Source organism: Fulvivirga sp. AWR4_260, assembly GCF_056158185.1.
On sequence record NZ_JBSWSU010000015.1, the window covers coordinates 768,973 to 794,159 of the forward strand.

17 protein-coding genes are annotated in these 25,187 nt (G+C 36.4%); 6 read left to right on the forward strand and 11 right to left on the reverse strand.

Annotation, left to right across the window (positions count from 1 at the left end; genetic code table 11):
• Window positions 1-296 precede the first annotated feature (296 nt).
• The 5 genes from ACXACQ_RS09780 to ACXACQ_RS09800 are packed head-to-tail and all read left to right on the forward strand — an operon-like array spanning window position 297 to window position 8,473.
• Window positions 297-3,353: an Ig-like domain-containing protein gene (locus tag ACXACQ_RS09780; RefSeq protein ID WP_474975757.1), complete on the forward strand. Its 3,057-nt coding sequence runs from the start codon at window positions 297-299 to the stop codon at window positions 3,351-3,353.
• 2 nt (window positions 3,354-3,355) lie between these two features.
• Window positions 3,356-4,390, forward strand: a complete 1,035-nt coding sequence (locus tag ACXACQ_RS09785; RefSeq protein ID WP_474975758.1) for a PorP/SprF family type IX secretion system membrane protein — start codon at window positions 3,356-3,358, stop codon at window positions 4,388-4,390.
• Window positions 4,387-7,032, forward strand: coding sequence for a hypothetical protein (locus tag ACXACQ_RS09790; protein ID WP_474975759.1), 2,646 nt, complete (start codon window positions 4,387-4,389; stop codon window positions 7,030-7,032). The genes ACXACQ_RS09785 and ACXACQ_RS09790 overlap by 4 nt, the downstream gene beginning before the upstream one ends.
• Window positions 7,033-7,047: 15 nt before the next feature.
• Window positions 7,048-7,608 (forward strand): YfiR family protein, encoded by a 561-nt coding sequence (locus tag ACXACQ_RS09795; protein ID WP_474975760.1) that lies wholly within the window; start codon window positions 7,048-7,050, stop codon window positions 7,606-7,608.
• A 1-nt stretch (window position 7,609) separates the two neighbouring features.
• The gene (locus ACXACQ_RS09800; RefSeq protein WP_474975761.1) at window positions 7,610-8,473 is read left to right on the forward strand and encodes a tetratricopeptide repeat protein; all 864 of its coding nucleotides are present in this window, start codon (window positions 7,610-7,612) and stop codon (window positions 8,471-8,473) included.
• Between the two features lie 24 nt (window positions 8,474-8,497).
• On the opposite strand, the gene ACXACQ_RS09805 is transcribed toward ACXACQ_RS09800, so the two are convergent.
• The 11 genes from ACXACQ_RS09805 to ACXACQ_RS09855 form a co-directional block, all read right to left on the reverse strand.
• On the reverse strand, window positions 8,498-10,861 hold the full coding sequence (locus ACXACQ_RS09805; RefSeq protein ID WP_474975762.1) for a penicillin-binding protein 1A: 2,364 nt from the start codon (window positions 10,859-10,861) through the stop codon (window positions 8,498-8,500).
• 6 nt (window positions 10,862-10,867) lie between these two features.
• A complete protein-coding gene (locus ACXACQ_RS09810; RefSeq protein WP_474975763.1) occupies window positions 10,868-13,312 on the reverse strand; it encodes a leucine-rich repeat domain-containing protein in 2,445 nt (814 codons plus the stop codon).
• Window positions 13,299-14,084, reverse strand: coding sequence for a hypothetical protein (locus ACXACQ_RS09815; RefSeq protein ID WP_474975764.1), 786 nt, complete (start codon window positions 14,082-14,084; stop codon window positions 13,299-13,301). The genes ACXACQ_RS09810 and ACXACQ_RS09815 overlap by 14 nt, the downstream gene beginning before the upstream one ends.
• 53 nt (window positions 14,085-14,137) lie before the next feature.
• Window positions 14,138-14,713 carry a hypothetical protein gene (locus ACXACQ_RS09820; RefSeq protein ID WP_474975765.1) on the reverse strand — a complete coding sequence of 192 codons (576 nt, stop codon included), beginning with the start codon at window positions 14,711-14,713 and terminating at the stop codon, window positions 14,138-14,140.
• Window positions 14,714-14,741: 28 nt separating this feature from the next.
• Window positions 14,742-15,287 (reverse strand): nucleoid-structuring protein H-NS, encoded by a 546-nt coding sequence (locus ACXACQ_RS09825; protein ID WP_474975766.1) that lies wholly within the window; start codon window positions 15,285-15,287, stop codon window positions 14,742-14,744.
• Between the two features lie 213 nt (window positions 15,288-15,500).
• On the reverse strand, window positions 15,501-16,403 hold the full coding sequence (locus tag ACXACQ_RS09830; RefSeq protein WP_474975767.1) for a Cbp1 family collagen-binding glycoprotein adhesin: 903 nt from the start codon (window positions 16,401-16,403) through the stop codon (window positions 15,501-15,503).
• Between the two features lie 70 nt (window positions 16,404-16,473).
• Complete coding sequence (locus tag ACXACQ_RS09835; RefSeq protein WP_474975768.1) at window positions 16,474-16,911, reverse strand: response regulator; 438 nt, start codon at window positions 16,909-16,911, stop codon at window positions 16,474-16,476.
• A gap of 236 nt (window positions 16,912-17,147) precedes the next feature.
• A complete protein-coding gene (locus ACXACQ_RS09840; protein WP_474975769.1) occupies window positions 17,148-18,515 on the reverse strand; it encodes a sigma-54-dependent transcriptional regulator in 1,368 nt (455 codons plus the stop codon).
• A gap of 47 nt (window positions 18,516-18,562) precedes the next feature.
• Window positions 18,563-19,036, reverse strand: a complete 474-nt coding sequence (locus ACXACQ_RS09845) for a response regulator (RefSeq protein ID WP_474975770.1) — start codon at window positions 19,034-19,036, stop codon at window positions 18,563-18,565.
• 11 nt (window positions 19,037-19,047) lie between these two features.
• A complete protein-coding gene (locus tag ACXACQ_RS09850) occupies window positions 19,048-21,672 on the reverse strand; it encodes an ATP-binding protein (protein ID WP_474975771.1) in 2,625 nt (874 codons plus the stop codon).
• Between the two features lie 147 nt (window positions 21,673-21,819).
• Complete coding sequence (locus tag ACXACQ_RS09855; RefSeq protein ID WP_474975772.1) at window positions 21,820-24,441, reverse strand: valine--tRNA ligase; 2,622 nt, start codon at window positions 24,439-24,441, stop codon at window positions 21,820-21,822.
• Between the two features lie 208 nt (window positions 24,442-24,649).
• Between ACXACQ_RS09855 and ACXACQ_RS09860 the strand changes: the two genes are divergently transcribed.
• A complete protein-coding gene (locus ACXACQ_RS09860; RefSeq protein WP_474975773.1) occupies window positions 24,650-25,162 on the forward strand; it encodes a DUF2911 domain-containing protein in 513 nt (170 codons plus the stop codon).
• The last annotated feature ends 25 nt before the right edge of the window (window positions 25,163-25,187 follow it).

The window sequence follows — 25,187 nt, forward strand, 5'->3', positions numbered from 1 at the left end:
GTTTAAAGGCTGTAGGGCTCATCATTGTTAGTTATGGTGATAGGCTCTACAGCCTTTTGTGTTTTTAGACAAAAAAGTTTTAAACAAAAATGGCCTAGCCCTGTTCCTTAAGTTTGTACTAAATTCTATTTATAATATTATTACCCTAAATAAATTGATTTTTCATTGGGTCACATTTTCCTTCAGATTAGAATTAATTAATTACAATGTGAAAATATGAATCAAAATAGCTTTTATTTTGCATCATATCTTACATGTCTTATGAAGATGAAAAGTTCTTATTTATAAAAATTTACATGAAAAGAGTATTGTTTCTTGTCTGTATGTGTGTTTCTACTTTCACTTTGGCTCAAGTAAATTGTGAGGTAGACTTTGCAGGTACAGGTAGTACTAATTATAGTCAGGTATGTGCGGCAGGTAGTAATGCAGGAAATTTAAGCCTTGGAGTAAATTACTTACTTGATGATGGAGATGTATTTACATTTGATACTCCATCAGAGATTACAATTAATGGTAATTTAAATATAAAAGCTTCTGGAAATGGTAAAATCATTATTCCTGAGGGAGTTACTGTTAATGTTCTTAATAATGTCAATCTTGATGCCGGTGATGGCGGATGTCAAAATGCCGAATTTTGTAGTCTTCAATTTGTAGTATATGGCACCCTGAATATTGCAAAGAATATAGAGAACCATGTTTCTACCACGGTTTGGTCAGGCTCGGGCACGGTTCAGGTGAATAAAAATCTTAATAACACCAATAACGGCTGCATGGAATGTGGTGCATCTTGTCCTGCTTTTCCATCGGCCGGAGGAGCAAAGTGCAATGATGACGGTAGCTGTGGCACAAACTTTTGTAGTAATGGAAATTATGGCAATGATGATCCTATAACAATGATTGCCGATGCGGGCCCCGATCAAGTGCTATGTGGTGAGTCGGAAGCTAAATTGGAGGCCAGTGAAGATGGAGGCCCAGGGCAATGGACAACAGAAAATACCTCTATTACTATAGAGTCACCAAACGATCCTCATTCTATTATTACAGGACTTAGGCCAGGTGAATATGCTCTAACTTGGACCAATGCCTATGGTAGTGATGACGTGAATATCACTATTGTATCTATCCCTGAAAAACCAACAATAGATTTTGAAATAGGTACTTTGTGTATTTATTCCTTAACAGCTTCTGAGGCTCCTAATGGAGGCTCTTATATTTGGTATAGAGACGGAGTCGAAATTAATCGATCAGGAAGAACGATAACAGCTTATGCTAGTGGTAAGTATACCGTAGAAATTGAGGATGGAAATGAACCTCATTGTATAAGTAATCCTAGTGATGCCCTTCAAGTTAATGCGTTAACTCGGCCTTCAAAACCTGTTATTACATACAATACTTTGTCAGCCTGCGAAGGTAATAATATAATATTAACAATTGAGGAGGTGCCAAAATCGACATATAGGTGGGAAAAGGATGGTAAGGCAATGCTCGAACTGCAAAATAGTAATACTGTTACTTTAAGTAGTATTGAAGAATCGGGAAGCTATACAGTTATTGTAGTTAATGACATCAGTTGTTGGAGTCCTGAAAGTGATCCTGTAGGTGTTACTATTTCAACTAAGCCGTCAAGGGCGGAGACAGAAGCTGATAAAACTATTTGTGATGCTAACACTACCTCTATTAATGCAGTAGAGCCCCGAGTTGGCACAGGAAAGTGGTCTATAGTATCCGGAGAAGGTCAGATATCGAATGAATATAGTAATGCTACTTTTATAACAGGTTTGTTGAAAAACTCAGAGACTGTTGTACGCTGGACGGTAACCAATGGAGCTTGTGTTGATACTGACGATTTGAAAATTACTTCATCCGTTTCTCCATTAAGTACTGACGCGGGTGATGATCAAGTTTTGTGTAATGCTAGCAACAGCCGGTTAAATGCTGAGGAGCCATTGTATGGAACGGGTAAGTGGGAAATAATTTCGGGCAATGCTTCTATCTCTGATGTTTCAGATCCTAAATCTATTATTAATTCAATTATGCCAGGTACTGAGCTAGTATTAAGCTGGCGAGTAACTACTGCTTGCGGCTTTAGTGAATCTCAGGTTAAAATCACTTCTCTACTTCCGGCTGATGAAGCTAATGCGGGTGAAGATATATTTTTATGTGATAATTACTCCACTCAGTTAGCCGCAACTGGTGTGGGCGGACATTGGGAAGTGCTTTCAGGAAGTGGAACGCTTAATGATAGTCATAAGCCAAATGCTACCGTGGAAGGGTTATCGTTAGGCGAGAATAAACTGCAGTGGGTTATTGATGGTGAGGCGTGTGACTCCTCTGTAGACGAAATAATTATTTATGTCAGTCCCAAACCTTCAACTGCCAATGCTGGAGCAGATCAGGTCATTTGTAATGGGCAGGAAACGGTGCAATTATCTGCCTCAGTGCCTAGTCAAGGGAGTAGAGGCAAGTGGAGTTTTATTGAGGGCGGAGGAAATATTGAGGATGAAAATGCAGCTAGTACAAGTGTAAATGCCTTACGAAATGGAATTAATGTATTAAGATGGACCGTGTCCAACAGTGGGAGTTGTGAGCCTTCATATGATGATGTGGTCATTGAATTTTATGAAACACCTGGCGTGACCAGTAGTGAAGAGGTGATTTGTGCAGGAGAAGCAGCCAAGCTAGAAGCGTATGGAGGTAGTAACTATGTGTGGTCCCCTGCCGAAACGTTAGAAGAAGCTAGTTCAGACAGGCCTGTAGCGAAGCCAATAAATGACACTAATTATTCCGTGAAAATAATGAGAGGAAGTTGCGAGCCCAAGACGTTTACAGTGAGTGTTCAGGTAATTCCATTACCTAATATTAATGTAAATAGTGATGCTACTATTCAGCTTGGTAGTTCTATCCAACTTCAGGCATCAGGAGCTGAACATTATTCGTGGAGTCCCGCTGGTAGTTTAAATAATGCACAAATTAGTAATCCCGTGGCTACCCCTGAAAATACAACTACTTACACCGTAACCGGAAATAATGGCTCGGCATGTGAAGGAGAGGCTAAAGTCACTATAAATGTAGAAGATTACTATGAGGTCTTTGTCCCTCAAATGTTTACTCCCAATAATGATGAGCATAACGATATTTTATTAGTTAATACAATTGGTATAAGCGAATTAGAATTTAAAGTGTACAATAGAAGAGGGAAAGAAGTATTTGCTTCTAGCAATACAGAAATTGGCTGGGACGGCACCGTAGATGGAAAAGAACAAATGGCAGATACATATGTTTATTTCGTTCGGGCTGTTACAATAAGAGGTGAGGTAATATCTAAAAAAGGGTCTGTACAGTTAGTTAGATAGAAGTGAGGTATTTAAAGGTTGTAGTTATTTTCGTAATAGGAGTGATATGCGCTAGATCAAAATCTTACGCACAAGACCCGTTTTTTTCTCAGTTTTATAATTCACCACTTACGTTAAATCCTGCTCTCACAGGAATTTCTTATGGTAATATACGAGCAGGTATTAATTATAAAGACTATCTGAACGATTTTGCTGAGATACAAACCTATGCTTTGTCGGTAGATATGTCTTTAATGGAGGCTGATCGTAACCCCGATTTTGCAGGTGTAGGGCTCGTTGTACTACAAGATAAGGCGGGAAATAAAGCGTCTAACACCAGAGCCATGTTATCATACGCTTATCATAATGCCATAGGTGCTAACGGCAACAGTTATTTGGTGCTGGGGCTTCAGGCAGGACTAGATGCGATCAACTTAGATTATTCACAACTATCTACACAGAGTCAATGGGTAGATTTTCAGGGCTACAACCCTGAGTTATCTAATGGAGAAGCGGTAGAGGTTGATAGTAAAGCAGTATTTGACATGCAAGCAGGTCTTCTTTTTTACTCATTTCTTAAAAATAACAATACTGTTTTCGGAGGGGTTTCTGCTGCACACATGACGGCTCCTGATAGAAGTTTATTAGGGCAGCGAGCCGTCTTGGAAAGGAAGTATATTGTTCATGGAGGTGCAAAAATAGCAACAACTCAAAATATAAATATCGTGCCTACGGCTATGTTTTTTACTCAAGGAAACAGCAAAGTGATTAGTGCAGGCGTATCAGCCGAATATACAGTGAATGAGAATAATGCAGAATATGGTCAGGATGGTGTATTGCTGTCTTTAGGTGGCTGGATTCGAAATACGGATACCATTACTTTAGGAATGGGTTTTGAGTATGGTACTTTAAATGCAGGGCTAAGTTATGATTTAATTACTTCTTCACTTGGAGCTCAAACTAGAAATGGAGGCCTTGAAATAAGCTTAGCCTATGCGTTTAAAAAGAAATTTAAAGCTAGGACAAAAACTTTTACAAACCCTACACCAAGATTATGATAAGAGTACAACTGATATGCATTTTTGTACTTCTTTTGGGTGTTGGAAGGGGTAATGCGCAGCATATAAAACATTTTAGGGATTTAGATACTGAGCCTAGTGTAAAAGAACTGCGAGAGGTGGCTCAACAGCTGATGGCTGATAATAATTATTATGCTGCCATTCACAGTTTGGAGCAAATAGTTCAACAAGACCCAGATATTAACTATAGAAAAATGTTAGCAGATGCATATTACAATGTAGGCTGCTATGCTGATGCCCAAAAATACTATTTGGAGTATATTAATGCGGAGAGTGATAGTAGCTTTCCTGTTGTTGATTACAATTTAGGTGTTATTAATGTAGGGCTTGAGCAATATGATAGCGCTCAGTATTGGTTTACAAAATGTAAGCAATCTAGCTCTGATAGTTTGTTGTCAGCGAAAGCCGATAGGCAAATTCAACTATGCGAGCAGGCTGAAACATTGAAAGGAGTAGCAAAGAATACGGAAATAGCGCTAAATTCAGAGGATAGCGTAGTGGGTATTTATAGTCTTAATGGCTATAGTATTTACACTAAAACTAAGAAATTGTATGTTCCTCGTAAGCAAAAGTTAAAGCAGGGGGTAATACTCTTGAGTGATACTACAGTAGTTACTCGGCTATACACTAAGCAAGAGGGGCTGTTCTATGAACTCGGTTTTAACTTCTCTGATGATATTAACCTAGGAGCACCTTCTTTGAATAGTGATGGTACTACCCTGTATTTTACCGCTTGTAACAAACAAGGTGATTGTAAGATTTATGAGTCCAATAAGGTAGATGGAGAATGGCATACTCCTGTGGCGCTGAACGAGAAAATCAATGTGCCAGAGTATTCATCTAAATACCCATCAGTGGTAGCCTTAGAAAATGGGGGCAGCCTTTTGTTTTATAGCTCTAATAGGCCCGGAGGTTTTGGGGGAATGGATATTTGGTATGCGCAGCTTTCAGAAGAAACTTATGACAGTGCCATTAATCTTGGCTCAGGAATTAATACAGATGAAGATGAGATAACACCATTTTTTGATATGAGCTCCGGAAGTTTATTCTTTAGTTCTAAAGGGCATGTGTCAAAAGGTGGTTTCGATGTGTTTATGGCTAAACCCACATGGAGTTATGGCTATGGTAGGGTATATAATATCGGACAACCATTAAACTCAGGGATGGACGATTTTTACTTTTCGTTAGTAGATGGTGATCCTGAAGGTTACCTCACGTCTAATAGGGGAGGCTGCATGGATAGAACTTATAATATCCACTTTGAGGTGCCTTTTGCGTATAATCGTCTTCCTCAATATTTGGAAGAGGTCAATAGCTTTTCTATTAACGATACCCCCTTGGAATTAATTAATGAGCACTTTCAATACAGTCTTTTAGAGCTAAAAGGCCCCACCGTAGATTTTATGGTGGCTGATGATGCGGTGATCTCAGGGCATATTTTTGATGCAGAGGAAGATAAATCGGGGCATAAAGTCATGCTTTTGGATGAAGCTGGAAGCGTTATTGATGTGGCTGTTACTGATAAAAACGGAGATTTCGAATTTAGAAAATTGCCAAATGGGGGCGCTTATACACTTGTATTATCAGAAGAGGATGCAGGAATGAATGCGAGCTTAAAGGTAAGTACTAATGATGAACAACATTCTTTTTCAAGAAATGAGCATGAAGAGGTGTTTAACTATAGAAAGTTAACAGAATATGAATCAGAATATTTTTATATATCAGAAAGTGATGCAGCAATTAATGGTAATATAGGTCAATTTGATGGGGCATCGGGGCATAAAGTTTACTTGGTGGATGATAATGGTAAGGTAGTTGATATTGCTGAAGTAGATGAAAATGGCGATTTTAAATTCAGGCGATTGCCTGAAGCAGGCAATTATGCTATGGTGCTAGAGGCGGAAGATAGTAATATGAACATTGCTTTTTCAATGTTTGATAGCGATGGGGAAATTACTAATCATGTAAATAAAGATTTGCAAGCAGCTGCATTTCATTATAGAAAATTAGAAGATTATAATGATAGGTATTTTGTGTTAGAAGAGGAGGACGAACAGATTCAAGGTAACCTGTTTTTAACGGGTGAAGAAACTCGCAAGTTAAAGCACAAAATACTATTAAAAGATGTAAATGGACGTACCGTAGCTCATGCCTATACAGATGCTGACGGCAATTTTATTTTCAGAAAACTGCCAGCTGCAGGTAAATACTATTTCGAGCTGTCAGAGAATGATGCTGCAATGGAGGTAGATGTTGTAGTTTTAAATGGTAATAATCATTTAACCCAAAGAATTGGTTCTACAACCAGAAATAAAGTATTTAGATATACTAAACCACAGGAAAGACGAGTTATGGTGGCTCAAGAGCCTGATAAAACAGACACTTTTACGGAAGATTCTGTGAGAGTTACTAACGGTACGGCAATGGTAAATAATGCAGTAGCAACCACATCACAAACTAATGAACTGCATCTGGAAGAAGATAAAAATGAAATAAAAGATGAAGATACAAGAGGCAGTGCTTTTGATAATTGTGGTATATATTGCTTTATTGCGGTTGCTGTGATCTTTATCTTTATTATGTACTTGAGGCGAAAGAGAAAAAAAGAAAACAACAGTTGATAGAATAAATAAAAGTTGAATATCTTAAAGAACATAAAGTCTGTAGTTGGTAGCACTAGGCTATTGATTGTAATGATGCTATTTATAGTGTTTATTACCAATAGCTTGCAGGCTTTTGCTCCTGATATTAACGCTAAGGTTAAAGCTATTTTTTTATATAATTTTTCAAAATATATTGAGTGGCCATCTAATATGGCTACGGGCACTTTTAAAATTGGTGTGCTGGGAGATTACCCTGCTCTTATGGGGGAGCTTAATCAAATGGCGGCCCAAAAAACACGAGGTGCGCAAAAGTTTGAAATAATAACTTTTAATTCAGTAGAGGAGCTTCGGCAATGTCATATGCTATATATCACTCATAGGCAAAGTAACTTACTAACAGAGGTGATGAAAAAGCCTAAGCTAGTTAATACTTTGATAGTTGCAGATCAGGATGGAGCTATTAATAGAGGAGCTATAATCAATTTTTTTTATGAAAATAATAAGCAGAAATTTGAGGTGAGCTTGTCGCGCCTTAATAGTCAAGGATTGAAGATTAGTGATCAATTACAAGTCTTAGCCAAAGTGGTGAAATAATATGAGAAAATATATTTACATATTGCTCCTATTTATTACAACGCAATCATTTGCGCAGACTAACCCTTTGAGTGCTGCTCTGGACTTATATAAAGGAGGGCAGTTAAATGAGGCTAAGCGTACTATTGATTCTGCCTTTATTGCCAATGGTTATTACTCTCAAAATGCTGTAGCTCATTATATCAGAGGGTTTATTTATAAAGATTTGTATAAGCAAAATGCTGGAAGTGAGGCCTCGTATGTGTTGCGTGATACGTCCGCTAGTTCTTTTTATTCGGTATTAAGGTTAGATAAAGACAAAACTTATGCAAAAGAGGTAAATCAGAACCTTAAGTATATTGCTACTACCTATTATAATGATGCCATGTCTTCAATAGCAGCTGGCATATTAAATAATGCAGAGCAGTTTTACCATCATTATAATGTAATTATACAGCAGGTTGGCGAAGTTGGATTTAACCAGAAGCAAAGTAATCGACAATTTTATTTAGCATTAGGTGCAGCTTATTCTAAAATGGATGGTGTCGACTCGGCCTTTGTTAAAGCTGTTGAGTCTTTTAAAGTAGTGTTGGCATCCGATAGCTTAGATAAACAAGCTAATTATAACCTTGGTGTTTTGTATTATAATGAAGCGGTAAATAGGATATTAGGCTTGGGATTTGACGAAGACCTTACTTCTTTTGATGATTTTGAAGATAGAACGATTGAATTGTTTAAAAGTGCTCTTCCTTATATGAAAACGGCTTATAAAGTAGATCCTAAAGATGAAAATGTATTAGAAGGGTTAAGTGGTATTTACTTTAGCTTGAGGGAATTTGAATTATCATCAAAGTATAAAAAAGAACTAACTGCACTGCAAAATTAGAGTGCCGTTAGTTCTTTTAAAATATTAGTTTTTCTTTTTATTCTTCTTAAAGATGTTTCCTATTTTATCTAATAGGTTCTTCTTTTCTTCTTTTTCTTCTCCGAACTCAACGGTTCTTTGATCTTTTTCTTTTTTTCCAAAGAGCCATTCCATAAACTGTTTGTCATCTTTTTCTGCATCGCAGTTTATCCATCTTTCTATTTGTGAGGGCAGGGGTTCAAACTTAGCAAAGCCAATACTCTTTAATTTGGGGTCTCCATGTAACTTATCAAAAAACTTGGCTACAATGGGTAAAGCCATGCTGGCACCAGAGCCCAGGCCGGTGCTTTTAAAATGTACGGCTGGGTTATCTGCTCCTACCCAAGTGCCTACCACTATATCTGGGTTGTAGCCAATAAACCAACCATCAGTATTGTCTTGAGTGGTGCCGGTTTTTCCCGCCAGTTCATTGCTCATTTTATATTTACTGCGGTATCTTATGCCTGTGCCCTCGTTTACTACTGCTTGCAATAGGTTGTTCATAATCTTACAGGTAGCTTCAGAAATTACAGGCTTCTCTGTTTTTTCTGTTTTAAAAAGCTCTATAGGTTCTCCTCTACTATCTGTTATGGTAGTAATGTATCGTGGTTTGACCTGATATCCTCCATTGGCAAATGTGGCGTAGGCCGTTACCATTTCTATTAGTGAAATATCCGCTGTGCCTAATGCTATTGAAGGCACCTCTGGTAACTCCGATTTTATGCCTGCTCTATGTGCTAGGTTGATGGTTTTTTCTATACCTACCTCTTCTAGCACTCTTACTGTTACTGTGTTTACAGAGTAGGCTAGCGCACCTTTAAATGTATATTTTTTGTCATACTCATCGCTGCTAGCATTTCCTGGTGACCAGTTATCCATGTCTGTGTAGGTACTTCTTTCTCCTGATATGAAATTACATGGTTTCATGCCATCTTCCAGTGCAGAAGCAAATACAAAGGGTTTAAAGGTAGAGCCTACTTGGCGTTTGGTATTTTCATTTACATGGTCATATTTAAAAAAGCTGTAGTCTATGCCTCCAACCCAAGCTAAAATGTCTCCATTTTTAGGGTTCATGGCCATAGTGCCACTTTGGAGTAAAGACAAGGTGTATTTTATCGAATCTATAGGAGACATTTTCACCTCTTCATCACCCTTCCATTTAAATATTTTCATGGGTACTGCCTCTTTCATTTTATTTAAAATGGCAGTTTCGCTTAATCCTGATTTTTTAAGGTGTTTATATCTGCTAGACCGGTGTATGGCACTAGTAAGTAGATTTTTATTGGCTTTCCAGGGGTTGCCAGCATTCCAATGCTTTTCAAACACGCTTTGAAGATCCACCATATGATTTTTCATAGCGCTTTCGGCATATTTTTGCATGCGCGAATCAATGGTAGTATAAACCTTTAAGCCATCGGTGTACAGGTTGTAATTGCTGCCATCCTTTTTAGTGTGTGCTTCACACCATTTTTCCAAATCTTTGCGAAGGTACTCTCGGAAATAGGTGGCTATACCGCTGTTATGTGTTATTTTGGTGTAATTGATATCTAGCGGTTGGTTTTTTAAAAGCCCGTAATCATCAGCAGACAAATAACCATACTTTACCATTTGCGACATTACCACATTTCTTCGTTGTAACGATTTTTCTGGGTATAGCCTAGGATTGTAAGAGTAATTGGCTTTAAGCATACCTACCAAAACAGCGGCTTCTTTTACTTTAAGTTGACTAGCATGTTTATTGAAGAATCTTCGACTTGCCATTTCTATCCCATACACATTATCACCAAAGGGTACAGTATTTAAATACATGGTTATTAACTGTTCTTTAGTGTATATTTTTTCTAATCGAGTAGCTACTATAGCCTCGCCAACTTTGTTAGCAGGTATGGTAAAAACACCGTGAGATTTTCTAGGGAATACGTTTTTTGCCAATTGCTGTGTGATAGTACTTCCTCCTCCGCTACTTCTATCAAGTAGTAAAATGGTTTTGAATAATACACGGCCTAAGCTTCTGTAGTCTACACCATCGTGCTCAAAAAAGCGAGCATCTTCGGTGGCTACCAAAGCATTAATTACATTTTTAGAAATGTCATCATACTGTGTTGATGTACGTTCTTGAATATAAAACCGGCCTATTAATACACTATCAGCACTGTAAACTTCTGTGGCTACATTGTTTTCTATTTTAGAAAGAACCTCTTTGTCGGGCAGTGTGCCAAATACACCTTGCTGAACGGCAAGAAAAAATGCTCCTGCCGCAAAACACGCCAGAAGCATTAGTATGAAAGTGTATTTCAGTATTGTTTTTAAAAAGCTCTTTTTTTTCTTCTTTGGTTTTTTCCTCCCAGCAGGTCTTTTCGCTTTCGCCATATTTAATTAATAATGAATAATATTACACTCAGGGTTAGCTTGTTTAAAATCTTCGATTCTTCCGCTCGAAATACGCGTGTTATAACATTTTACTGTTTTTAACTGTAGATGAGAAATCTCATCCAGTTTTTTTACATTGGTGTTAGAGCAGTCTAGGTATTGAAGATTTCTTAAATTATCTAATGAGCTCAATTTCTTGATTTGCGTTCCAGCACAATTGATTTCTTCTAATGAAGTTAGGTCTTCTAAAGGGCTCAGGTTACTTACCGGAGTATTAGAAATGTCTAGCTTTTCAAGTTTCTTTAAACTCTTTAAAGCACTTAAATCGCTTATAGGTCCTTTGCTTAACTGCAAGGTTTTAAGCTCATGCATATCAGAAATTACACTTATGTCTGAGACACCCGTTCCTGAAATTTTCAGGCTTTCTAGCCTAATGAAATTACTTAGCGGAGTAATGTTAGACACAGGCTGCTCAATAATTTCAATTTGCTTCAGCTCAATTAATTTGTGTAGTTGAGCTGTAGATGGAGTAGCGGCTAATGTAGTTTGTGTCGCTAATATACTTCTCCATGTTTCTGATAGGTCGGCCCACCAGCTTTGTAAGTAATCGCTCTCAAAAATAATGAGGCAGTCAGGGTGAGTTTCTAAAATTTTTTTGGCTTGTAGCGCTGTAATGTTGGTATAGTCTACCTCTAGCCTTTTTAATCTTTTTAGAGATTTTAGCGTGTCAATATTACTGAAATTAGTTCTGTTTGCTTTTAATATGGAAAGCCCTTCCATGCTATTAATAATGCCAAAATCTTCAATTTTGGTATTTGAAACATCAAGATATTCTATATTTCTTAAGCCACTGAGCGGAGACAGGTCAGCAGTAGCAGTATTGGAAATAATCACGGTGTGCAATTTTCTTAACTGGCTAAGTGGCTCTATATTTTCAATATATATATTGTTATCTATATTGATAGAATCAATGGCAGTAATTTTAGCTAAATCTTCTTTAGATGGGGTGTTTCCATCGATGGCTACAAATTGTTCAATTACATTTTGCCAAGCTACAGGTAGCTCAGCCCACCAGTGTTTTAGGTTGTCGGATTCAAAAACAACAAGCACGCCTTTGTTGGCTGACATGAAATCGTTAGCATCTTCTTTGGATATGTTGGAGCTGTCGCAATATATTTTCTCTAAAGACTTGCAACTGCTTAAAGGCGATAAATCATCGATAGTGGTAAAATTAATAGACAATACCTTTAGGCTTTTTAATGTAGCTAAAGGCTGTAGAGAATATACCGGAGTGCTATCTGCCTTTAAAACTTCTAGTGCATTCATTGCTTTTAAAGGGCTTAGCGCATCAATTCTGGTACTGTTAATGTTCAGCTCTTTAAGATTGGCTAATGGCTCTATTACATTCAGGTTTAGAATTTGAGTGCCCGCCATGTTGAGCTTTTGAAGGTTACTTGCTTTGCCAATAGAGGTGAAGTCTAAAATTTGGGTTCTGCTTATGTTTAATTGCTCAAGTTTGTTTAACCTACTTATGGTGTTGGCATCTTCTAATGGAGTATTTTGTGCCTCTAAGTATTTTAACGAACTGGCGTACTTTAAAGGTTCTAAGCTTTTTACTTGGGTGTATGATAAGTCTAATTCTTCAATATTAGTGAGGTTTCTGATAGGCTTTAGGTCTTCAATATTGGTTTTTGATAGGTTTAAGCGTCTCAGTTGGGTTAATTGAGATAGAGGCTCTATGTCCACTATGTATCTATTGCCCGAAATATCTAATTCATCTATTTGTGATATATTTTTTATATCACTATCAGTAGCTGTTTGGGTAATGCCAGCTTTTCTTTTAAAAATAGCCTTCCACTCGTATGATAGCTCTTTCCACCATTTTGCTAAGGCTTCTTTTTGACTAAACTGATTGGTGTAGAAGCTTACTATTTTAAGGTCTTGCTCTTCTGGGTCTAGGTTTACTTCAATAAATCTTTTTTTGGTGTTATTCACAGAGTCATTTTCTATGGTAGTACCTTTAAGATTTCTGGTCATGGTCACCTTAAAGAAAAGGTCGCCTTGGTCATTAACATAATGACTAATGTCTTCAATGTTGAAGTCGAATTTTACGGTTTTGAAAAAGAAGTCTATGTCTTTAAGATATGCCTGCACATCTTTATTGGTAATTACATCTCTTTCTTCGTCAAGGTCATCTTCTACTTGCACATTGGCATCTCTAAATATTTTAGTGTAGCTCTGGCTAACAATCACGTCTTTGTCTCTGGCTGAGGTAGATTTGTCGCCAAGGGTATTTAAGAAATACTCAAGAAAATTAACTATTTCAGTTACTTTTTGCTCATACTGCTCCATTTGCTGGTCGTCAGTTTTTTGTTGAGCAAAAGAAATATTGGAAAATCCTGACATGATAAATGCCAGGGCAAGAATGCTAAAGGGTTTACTTATCTTCATAATAGATATACTTTTTCAGTAGGTCTTTATCTTTATTGGCCACCTTTACAAGGTTAGACATGAGCCATCCGGTGTTATACCCGGGCCTGTGAAAATTAGATAATTCGAAATACCAACCATCGAGCTGAAAAAAGTGGAATTTTACATCCTGAATAGTTTTAAACTGTAGTGTGCCTGTTTTTATTTCATACAAAAATAGGCTTAAATAATCGGGTTTGTAGTTTTTTGAAGTAAATTGATTTACGGTAGACTTATCTCTGAAGGCCTTGCGTAAATTCATGAAATCAAGTTCATGACTCATGGGGTGCAGGAATTTATCATGCTGAGTAGTGTCTTTGTGCATATACTCTTTTAAAAAGTCTGCATATACTTTAGATATTACCCATTTGTATCCTAAACCCTCTTGTTCCAGCTCCATAAATAAAATAACGTTTTCATTTTTTCCTTTATAGGAAAAAGAAGTATGAACTTCTGAAAACCATTTACCTCCGTGGAAGTCTAAAAACTTAGGACTTTCTTTGCTTGTTACGTCAGTGATAAACTGAGTTTTAACCTCTTTTTTTACTCCTGAATTACTGGCATCAAATAAAATGCTTATATACTTCTGGCGCAGCTTTTGGTCGCGGTATAGTTTGTCTTTTTGGTAATATCTATCTCCCTTTTCGTCTTCCTCCCCGTTAAACCTTCTAAAAAATTGATTAACCTGTTTGGTTTCTGCATATAGCTTGCTTTCATCATCCATGTCACCCACAAGCTGAGCTTGTGAGTGCATAGAAATGAATATTAATACTATCGCAAAGAAAAACTTTGAAATATAGTGTTGTCTCATGCTGTAGTTTCAGTAACTCTAATGTCTCCAAGAAGAACGTCCCAGAATTCAATTACTCTACCTGATATTTGTGTTTTCTTTCTTTCTACATAAATAGTGATGTCCTTTTTAGTAGTGTCTTTATACTCTAAACCGTCATCTGAAGTACCTTCAAATCTTTGATATACAGTAACAACACCTACATACTTACCATCGGGTTGTCTCTCTAAATCACTGATATAATGAATGTCATACCATTTGATTTTTACTCTGTCATAGTTTAAGGCCATTAACCTTTCAAAATATTTTCTTATCACAAAGTAGCTGATATCAGTTTTGCTTAAAGAAGAAACGCCAATTTCGCTGTCTGCGGCAAATAGTTCTTCGGCTCTATCCATTACTCTATTGGCTTCAGAAAATGGAGTTTCTTTATTACCAATAATGCTGATATACTTACTTAAATCTCTTACTTTTTCCAGAGCCAATGAATCTATGGCTTGCTTTCTTTTAGGGCTGATTTCGTCATTTTGAGCATACAACCCCACTGACAAGAGCATGAAAACTGCACTTAAAATTATTTTATACCTATTCATAATTTGCTTTTTCGTTTAATAAGATATTTTACTTTACCAATTCTACTTCGGTGATTTTACCTGAGCTATTTACTTTCAGCTCACTAATGCGGTCAGCATCTTTTTTCTGATCTTTCAGGTAATTGAGGTAATCTTTGATAGTAGTAGGTCTATCGTAGTCTTTCTGGCCGTTTTCTTCGCTAATCACTATAAGTACGGGTGTTTCAGGTGAAGAAAACATAGCTAAAGCCTCGTTAATAGATCCATTGGCAGCACTTGCACTTGAAGCATTAGCAATGGCATCAAAATAATTCGCTAGTCTATTTTCAGGTCTGTTGGCTCTAGCTTCTGCTTCAGCTCTGGCTCTTTCTCTCTCTACTGCTAGCCTTGCTTCTTCAGCCTTGCGTCTCTCTTCTTCTTCGCGTCTGGCTTTTGCTTCTTGTTCCATTTTTGCTCTTTCGGCATCCGGATCTGATACATCAGAAGCTTGTTTTTTACTTTTACAGCTAGCGCCAAAAATTAACAATAGCGTAACGGCCATCATCAATGTGTATCTCGAAGTTTGAAATATCTTTTTCGAAATTGTTTGTATCATAAGTAGTTTATTATAAAAAGTTCTAGAGTTTTTCATTACAGTAGTAAATAGTGTGCCAAAAATCTTGTAAACCCACCATTATGCTTATGCAATTATAAAGTTTCTCCTGTGTATATAAACTTAATAGTGTGGAATTTATTATACAACAGATAAAAAGGAAGAGGGTTCTGAAAAGAACCCTCCTTTTATTTCAAGGTTATGATTTTGTGTGACTTAGTTTACTTTTACCACTAAGTATTTAGACGAGTTCCAGAATTTATCTGGGTTGGTAATTATAAGTTGTTCTATTTCTTCTTTATCGTTTTTAGCTAATTTATAAGAGTCTATTGGGTGACTAGTTACTAGTTCTAATTTTTTAGCGAAAACAGGAATGCTGTTGGTCTTGGTGATGTCAATTTTACTAAACGCATTGTTATTGGCATTAGCTTTTAACTTTTCAGTAGATCCTAACCCTAATATTCCTCCATCTTCTTCTATTACGTCTTCATTCTCTAAATCTTTTTTAGTACCAATGGCCACGTATGCAGTATTTAAAGAGGTAGTTTGCGCATCAATAGTAGCAGTTTGTGCTGCAATCAACTGTCTCTGCTGAGTACTTTTGGTAGATAGTGTATCTACAGTGTGTGTTAAATGCTCAACATTTTGTGTAAGTTGCTCTTTTTCAATGTTTAACTGCTCTAAGTTTTCTTTCATAGTAGAAATTTCAGAGTCTTTTTGTTTAATTCTTTTGTTTAAAGAAGCTACCATTTGTTTAAACTCTTTGCCGCTTGAGCTTAACTGATCTTGTAGTTCACCCATTTTTTCTTTATTCTCGGCCATTAAATGGTTAATTGCCTGAATATCTTTCACTACTGATGTCTTTTTGTCTGAGTCGTTGTACTCCACATTGTCAGAAGTGCTAACATTAATGTTATTTTCTCTTGCTTTAATTTCTTCGAGGTTACTTTCGATCTCATTAAAGGTTTTCATATAGCTTTCTAACTCAGCATTTAGCTGTTCTTTTTGCGTTGACAAATGCTGGTTTTCTGCAGATAACTGATCTACTTTCTTTTGATTACAAGCTACAAATGCTGGAGCAATTAATAATACTGCTATATATTTCTTTATTTGTTTCATCGCTATGTTGATTAAGTTATTGTTGATAATTTTCAATTTGAACACTGTTGAGGAAGTGCCAACCTTTGTTTTATATGTAATGATTTAATATTTTTTCCCTTACAGCCTTTCTTAAAGTAGACGATACTCTTAAGAAAGTGTCGTTGTCTTTTACTATGTATTCGTAAATACCATTGTTGAAAAGCTCTATTGTTACTTTTTGATCATTTTGACCAGACACCACAACTACTTTGCAGTCATAGCAATAGTCTTTTATCGTTTTAAGCATTACTAAGCCAGGGAAGGGGATTTCTCCTGAGTCATCTTCCAGATAATAATCCAAAAGCACTACATCTAAGTCTTGCGAAATATTTTCTAGAAAATCTATCGCTGAGCTGTAAATACTTATGTTAAAATCTAAGTTAGAGTCTGACGTAGTGAGTTGGTTCTCAATATATTTTTTCTGAGCTTCAGCAAAATATATATCATCCTCCACTATGGCTATATTAATTTCTTTGAGTATTTCCATTCACATTTTTCATTCTATTTAGTAGAAGTTTATTGTTGAATATCAATATGCCAAAGTTGTTCCAATTTGTTAACTACCTGTAAATCAAAGAGTTAAATAAAATGAGGTGTGGAATTTTTTTTCAAATTGACGACTTTTGTTAAAATGAAAATATTATTAACCCTGAGATAAGCTTTTGAGGAGGGAAACGATCGTTGTCAATAAAAAAGGCTCCTTTTGTTGAGGAGCCCTGGGTGTTAATCTTCTTCTATTTCTTCATCAATGCCTTTTTCGTTTTTAAGGACTCTATAAATGGTGGAGTAACCTATATCTAACTCTTTGGCTGCTTCTTTAATGTTATTTTCGTGTTTTTTAAGGTATAGTTTAATTATCCTGTTGGTATGTTCTTTTAAAGTCATACCAGTTAGCGGTGGATTGTACAGTTCTTCGTTATTACTGAAGTTAATATCGTCTTCTGTAATTTCTCCATTATTGGACATGACTACAGCCAGTTCTATGAGAGATTTTAGTTCGCGTACGTTGCCGGGAAAGCTATATTTCAATAGTTTCTTTTGTGCTTGGTTGCTTAGTATTGGTGCTTCCTGGTTATTTTCTTTGCAAAAATGGTTGATGAAATATTTTGCTAATAATATAATATCAGTATCTCTACTTCTTAGCGGAGGCATTTCTATGGTTAGCCCAAAGAGTCGAAAATAAAGATCTTCTCTGAAATTACCTTTTTTTACCTCTTGCAATAAGTTTTTGTGTGTAGCCACTATTATTCTACAATCAGTCTTAATGGTCTTGTTGCTGCCTACCCTATTAATTTCTTTTTCTTGTAGTGCTCTCAGAAGTTTGGCTTGTAATGTAAGGTCCATCTCACCAATCTCGTCTAAGAACAGTGTACCCTTGTCAGCTTCTTCAAAGCGTCCTATTCTGCGAAAGTTAGCTCCAGTAAAAGCACCTTTTTCATGTCCAAATAGTTCACTCTCTATTAGCTCTTTGGGTATTGCAGCAACGTTTACTGGTACAAAAGCCTCATTTTTACGTGCCGAATTATAGTGTATAGCTTTTGCTGCAAGCTCTTTACCTGTGCCTGTTTCTCCTGTTATGGTTACACTTATATTATTGCCAATAGCTTTTTCTATCAGGTTATAAACCTTTTTTATACTGGGGCTACTGCCAATAATGCTATTTTCAAATTTGTATTTTTTTTCTACCTCTTTTTGTAAGGTGTCAACTTTTCTTTTTAGCGTGCTTTGCTTGCGGATGTTATTAACAGCATTAAGCAGCTTGTCTCTTATATCTTTACTTTTTACTATATAATCATAGGCGCCAAGATTCAGTAAGTTAACTGCAGTTTCTATCTTTTCTTGTTCAGAAATAATAATCACTTCAATAGAAGGGTCGTACTCTTTGATTTTTTTGAGTACATCTTCGCCTTCCGCATCTGGTAGCCTGTAATCTAAAGTTACTACATCGGGTTTTTTACTTAGTGCTTGAAACAGAGACTGGGCTGAGTCGAATTTTTTTATTTCATAATCTGGGTTTAATGATAAATTGTGAAAGAGTAGTTCTCTGTACCACTCATCATCTTCTAAAACATAAACCGAAAATTTTAACATTCAATATTATAAATTAAGCCTACTATAAAATTATGAATTTATTGTTGTTAAGCAGTGTCTAAGCGATTGTCGCTTAAGATCATATTGCTCAAATTAGTATAAAGATCATTATCTTTTTTAAGAAAACCCATGGCACCAAATTTTTTAAATTCCTCTTCAAAATTTGCCCATTCGTATTTTTGAGACATTACGATAACTTCTATCTTATTGTTGTACGATTCTATTTTTTCTAATACATCGTACCCAGTAAGTGTAATGTCATTATTTTCATCTAGGTAAAAATCAAGAATTACGAAATCAGGATTTTCAGTGATGTGTTCCATGCAATTGCCCCCGTTAGCAAAGCTGCTGACTTCGGCATGGAAATTATTTTCTTTAGCTATTTTCTGGATGTAAGTTGATACTAATTTATTGAAGTATTCATCATCATCTACCACAAAAAATTTAAATACCTTCTGAGCTTTTAATTCATCTAATAGGCTTGTGGCAATGCTTGGTTGGGCGTTCGATGTTTCTTTCATACTAATTACAATTAACTGTTTGGCTCGCTTTGTTCTAGTTTTTGAATTTCAGCTTCAACTATAGGCTTTAATTGCATGTATATTTTATGGGTTTCTTCTATTAACCCTTTTATCTTATTATAGTTTTGGTCAGTGTCAGCATTTGTTTCTGCTTCTTTTAAAATGCTGACAAGTACATTCAGCCCTAAATGTCTGCAAGGAGGAATCATTTTATGTGCTTTACTTTTTATGCGATTCCAATCTTTAGTTTCAAGAGCATTTTCTAGGTCGGCTTTGTCTTTGGTGAAATTGTTAATAAAAATCTCCAGCATGTTTACCACAAATGATGGATCTCCGTTACCAAGTTCATATAGATCATCAAAATCAATGATTTTTTCATTTTGTAGCTCAGGTGACTTATCGTTAGTGTTATTTTCGAGAGGTGCATTGGTTACTTCACCGCCTTGGTTTAAATACTCTACTAATTTGTTATACAAGTCTGTTTGAGTAAAGGGCTTGAGTAAATAATCATTCATGCCTGCATCTATACATTCATCGCATTCTGCTGTTGAGCTGCCAGCCGTTAAAGCAATAATAGGAGTTCTTTGATTTCTTCCTCGCTCATGCTTACGGATAATCTGAGTGGCTTCTAATCCACTGATTTCAGGCATTTGCACATCCATCAATATTAGATCAAAGCTTTTGGCTTTGTATTCATCTACTGCTTGCTGCCCCGAATTTATTAAAGCTCCTTCGATACCCCATTTTTCAAATATTACCTTAATGAGCTCTAAGTTATATTCTTGGTCATCTACCGCCATTATTTTTTTACCTCTTAGCTTATCAAATGATAGCTTCGGTTTTTTTACTATCTCAGGCAAATCGGCTTTGCTGCCAATCTCATAATTAAGGGTAATAAAAAAGGTGGTGCCTTTGCCTTCTTCACTATGTAGCGAAACATTGCCATGGTGCTGTTTTACCAGCTTTTTAACTATGGCAAGCCCTAGGCCCGTGCCGCCATATTTACGCGTAGTACTGCTGTCTACCTGAGCAAAGTCTTTAAATACAGAGTGTAGTTTAGCTTTAGGTATGCCTATGCCTGTATCTTTTACAATTAGCTTTACACGCACTTCTTGCTCTGTTAGTTTATCGGCAATTAATTCAATTGTGATGCCTCCTTGGTCAGTGAATTTGATAGAGTTACTTATCAAGTTGATCAGGATTTGTTCAAACCTTACAGGGTCTCCCTTCAGTACCTCAGGAAGTTTTGGGTCTAATTTGGCATCTATAGAAAGTCCTTTTTTCCTTACATCAGTTTTAAAGGTTTCTATTACATTATCAACACATTGGCTTAGTTTAAACCCAATAGATTCTAAATTTAGCTTGCCTGCATCTAGTTTGGTGAAGTCTAATATGTCATTAATCAGACTTAAGAGATGGTCGCCAGAATGTTTGATGCTGCTAAGGTATTTCGATTGGGTATTGTCTAGTTCGCTGCCTTCAAGCTGTTCTGTAAATCCAAGAATGGAGTTTAAGGGAGTTCTTATCTCATGGCTCATATTAGACAGAAATTCCTCTTTTACCTTGGCCAGTGCCTCTGCTTTATCTTTAGCTTCTTTTAGCTTTTCTTTGTTTTTCTGGTTTCTCGAAATGTCATTAAATATAATGAACAATAGTATGGCAAAAGTTGTAAGCGCTATTATCCATGTTACAGTGATGGTTTTTATAGCTTTGTCAGTAGCTTGCTGCGCTGCTTCGGCTCGGTTCTGAGCATTGATTTTTTCCTTTTGTTCAAACCTGTCAGCCAAAGTTCGGATACGCTGCATCAAGGCCACATCTTCAAGGGTTAATGATAGCTCTTGCTGCCTTACAGCTTGTTGGTTTCTGTTTTCTTCCTTACCTATTTTATTAATAATACTGCCTATTTCTTGAGAGTTGAGGTCATTGTTAGAGGTAGAAGGCAGGTTGAGATTATGAGCGCTGCTAGTGTCAGTAACATTTGTATGTTTTTTTATGCTACTGTTAGCAGGTGCATTGTGTGTTATAATTTTAGATTCTTCATTAGCTTCTTGTTCATCGTTTTTTCCAAAAATCCTCTGAAATAGTGTTTTTCTTCTCGGCCCGGGGTTGTTTTCGGGCATTTCTACCTTTTGGATAATGTCATCGTTAAGGCTGTAATAATATTGTGCATCTCTATCAATAAGTGAGGGGACAGAATCAGGACGTCTTAATTTAGCAATATTGTCGAGTACTTTTTGTAATACTTTATTGGTTGACCTATCCTTTTTTATGTCAATGAGCTGCTTCATTACCGTGTATTTTTTGCCAATAAGCACTTCAATGGAATCGGCCAGCTTTATCTGATCCTTGTTTTTGGTCAGTGCATAAAACTGTTGCATTTTGGGGTCAAACGTGGTAATAGATTGGTAAAAAGGCGTTAAACTTTCTGTCTCTTGAGTAATGGTATAGGTTCTTACACTATTTTCGGCAGTAGTAAGGTCAGATAGAATGTCTTTTAATGTAGTTAACTTATGGTTAGGGCGTGATTCCTTTTTTATAGACACTATAAGTTGAGTGAGAGTACTTTGCCCTACAAGTCCTATTAATGACAGAGCCACTAGTGCTAATACAAAAGTTAGTATGATTTTACCTTTCATAAATATTTGGGATAATCAAAGCAGTAATAGTATAACTGTTTTAGGATAACACAAATTATGAACAAATGTGTTTTATAACAGAGAAAAAAAAGTAGGGTGAGGGAGGAGAATAAAATAGCAGGGGTAGAAAACCCCTGCTTATATTGGTTAGCCTAAGTTGGCCAGACTTTCTTCTAAAACTTTAATTTTAGCTTCAGCATCTTCTTTCTTCTTCTTTTCATTAGCTACCACTTGTTCTGGTGCTCCACTTACGAAGCGTTCATTGCTAAGCTTTTTATTTACAGAAGCTAAAAATCCTTTGGTGTATTCTAGTTCTTTTTGAATTTCTTCTTTTTCCTTTTCTACGTCAATGTTGCCTTCCATAGGAATGAAGAATTCGTCACCTTTTATAACAAAACTTATAGCTCCATCTACCTTTTCAGTTACTTCTTCCAAATTACTCAAATTGGCCAGTTTACTGATAATGAAGTTGAAATCTTCAAACCTTGCAAAATCTTCTGTTTTGATTTTTAATTCAAGGCTTTCTTTTGGAGAAATCTGCTTGGTGTTACGTGTATTTCTAATGTTAGTAACAATCTCAAAAGCTAAAGCAGCATTGTCTAATAACTGTTCGTTTATAGCTCCTGCTTTTGGCCACTCTGCTACTATTAAGCAATCTTTTTCATCTCTTGTTCTAAGCTCGTGCCATAGCTCTTCTGTTATAAATGGCATGAAAGGATGAAGTATTTTTACGATTTGCTCGTAGAAAATAATAGTTTGCTCTAAAGTTTTAGCATCAATTGGCTGACCATATTCTGGTTTGATCATTTCTAGGTACCATGAACAGAAATCATCCCAGATGAGCTTATAAACAGACATCAGAGCATCAGAAATTCTGAATTTCGTGAATAAATCTTCTACCTCTATTAATGTTTGGTTATAGCGAGACTCAAACCATGCAATAGCGGTTTCATTGTGAGAGCCATCTAAGTTGGCATCTACTTCCCATCCTTTTACCAAGCGGAACGCATTCCAAACCTTATTGGTGAAGTTACGGCCCTGCTCACATAGCTTTATGTCAAATAACAAGTCATTACCAGCTGGTGAACTAAACAACATTCCGGTTCTAACGCCATCAGCACCGTAATCTTTCATAAGTTCTAGCGGGTCAGGAGAGTTGCCTAAAGATTTAGACATTTTTCTGCCTTGCTTATCTCTTACAATACCTGTTAAATAAACATTTTTGAAAGGCTTTTGGCCTTTGTATTCATATCCCGCAATGATCATTCTTGCCACCCAGAAGAATAGTATTTCAGGTGCAGTTACTAAGTCATTGGTAGGGTAGTAGTAGTTGATGTCAGGGTTCTCAGGGTTTTTAAATCCATCAAAAACAGAAATGGGCCATAGCCATGAAGAAAACCAAGTGTCTAATACATCTTCGTCTTGCCTCAACTGGTCAGCAGTAATGCTAGCATCTTTTTGCTGCGCCTTTTCCAAAGCTTCTTCTATGGACTTTGCTACTACATACTCTCCGTTAGGTAAATAATACGCAGGTATTTGATGCCCCCACCATAACTGTCTGGAAATACACCAGTCACGCACATTTTCCATCCAATGGCGGTAAGTGTTTTTGAATTTAGGAGGAATCAATTGAACCTCGTCATTCATAACATTTTCAAGAGCAGGAACAGTAATATCTTCCATTTTTAAGAACCATTGCATAGAAAGCTTAGGTTCAATAACTGCATCAGTTCTTTCAGAGAAGCCTACATTATTAGTGTAATCTTCAACTTTAGCAAGTTGACCTATTGCATCAAGTTCTTTTGCTATTTTCTTTCTTACTACAAACCTATCTTCACCTACAAATAATTGAGCTTTTTCATTAAGCGTACCATCATCATTAAGAATGTCGATAGACTCTAAGTTATGTTTTATCCCTAATTCGTAGTCATTGATGTCGTGCGCAGGAGTTACTTTTAAGCAACCTGTACCGAAGTCCATAGCCACATATTCATCTTCTATGATAGGAATAGAACGGTTGATCAAAGGAACTAAAGCCCTCTTGCCTTTTAAGTGCGTATACCTTTCATCGTTAGGGTTGATACATATAGCAGTATCGCCTAAGATGGTTTCAGGCCTTGTAGTAGCTATAGTTATAAAAGTATCTTCACCTTCTATTTTATAGTTTAAGTGGTATAGTTTAGACTGTACTTCTTTGTGGATCACCTCATCGTCAGATAAAGCAGTTTTACCTTGAGGATCCCAGTTAACCATTCTTACCCCTCTATAAATTAACCCTTTTTTATGCAGGTCAATAAATACTTCTATTACGGCTTCAGAAAGTGATTCTTCCATGGTGAAACGCGTACGGTCCCAATCACATGAAGCACCTAACTTCTTAAGTTGATCTAATATAATGCCACCATACTTCTCTTTCCATTCCCAAGCATATTTTAGAAATTCTTCTCTGGTTAAGTCTTTCTTATTAATGCCTTTTTCTTTTAACATGGCCACAACCTTAGCCTCAGTAGCTATAGAAGCGTGGTCTGTACCAGGCACCCAGCATGCCTCTTTGCCTTCCATACGTGCTTTTCTTATTAACACATCTTGTATAGTGTTATTAAGCATATGCCCCATGTGCAATACTCCGGTGACGTTGGGAGGAGGGATGACTATGGTGTACGGTTCTTTATCAGGGTTAGGTTCTGAATGAAAAAAGCCCTGGTCCATCCAGTATTTGTACCACTTGTCTTCTACTACCGTGGGATCATACTTCGTTGAAAGTGACATGTTTCTATTTCTAATTTTTGATTAAGTCCGCAAAAATAGCAAAATGAAACAGCATTTAACGAATTAAATAAGGGAATATAGCGGTGTGGCTTTATAGATTACCATTACACTTAATTTGTTGCTTATTTTTTAATAGATTACAATAGCAGTAAGTTTTAACAAACTTTGACTACTTCCGTTAGAAAAGAACTTAAACAAACAAAATATTATGAAAAGAACAGGTTTACTACTAGCAGCTATATTTATGATGTTATTTACTACAGCTACCATGGCTCAGAAAAAGATGAAGAGCCCACCAGCCACTGCTAAAGGAACTATAGATGGAGTAAATATTGAAGTAAAATACCATCAGCCATCAGCCAAAGGTAGAAAAATAATGGGGGGACTTGTGCCCTACGATAAAGTATGGAGAACAGGAGCTAACAACGCTACCACTATATCATTTGATAAAGACGTGACTATCGAAGGAAAAGATTTGGCTAAGGGCTCGTATGCGTTATTTACTATTCCTGATTCAAAAAATTGGACTATTATTTTTAATAAAAATAATAACCAGTGGGGAGCTTATAACTACGATGCTACTGCTGATGTGCTAAGAGTAAAGACTAAAGCTGAGGCTACTGACAAAATGATAGAAACTTTTGTTATAGAAATAAAGGGGGATAACGTGGAGCTTTCGTGGGAAAATACAAGGGTGCCATTTGAAGTGAAAAGTAAGTAAATAAAATAGTTTTAATATTTTAGGC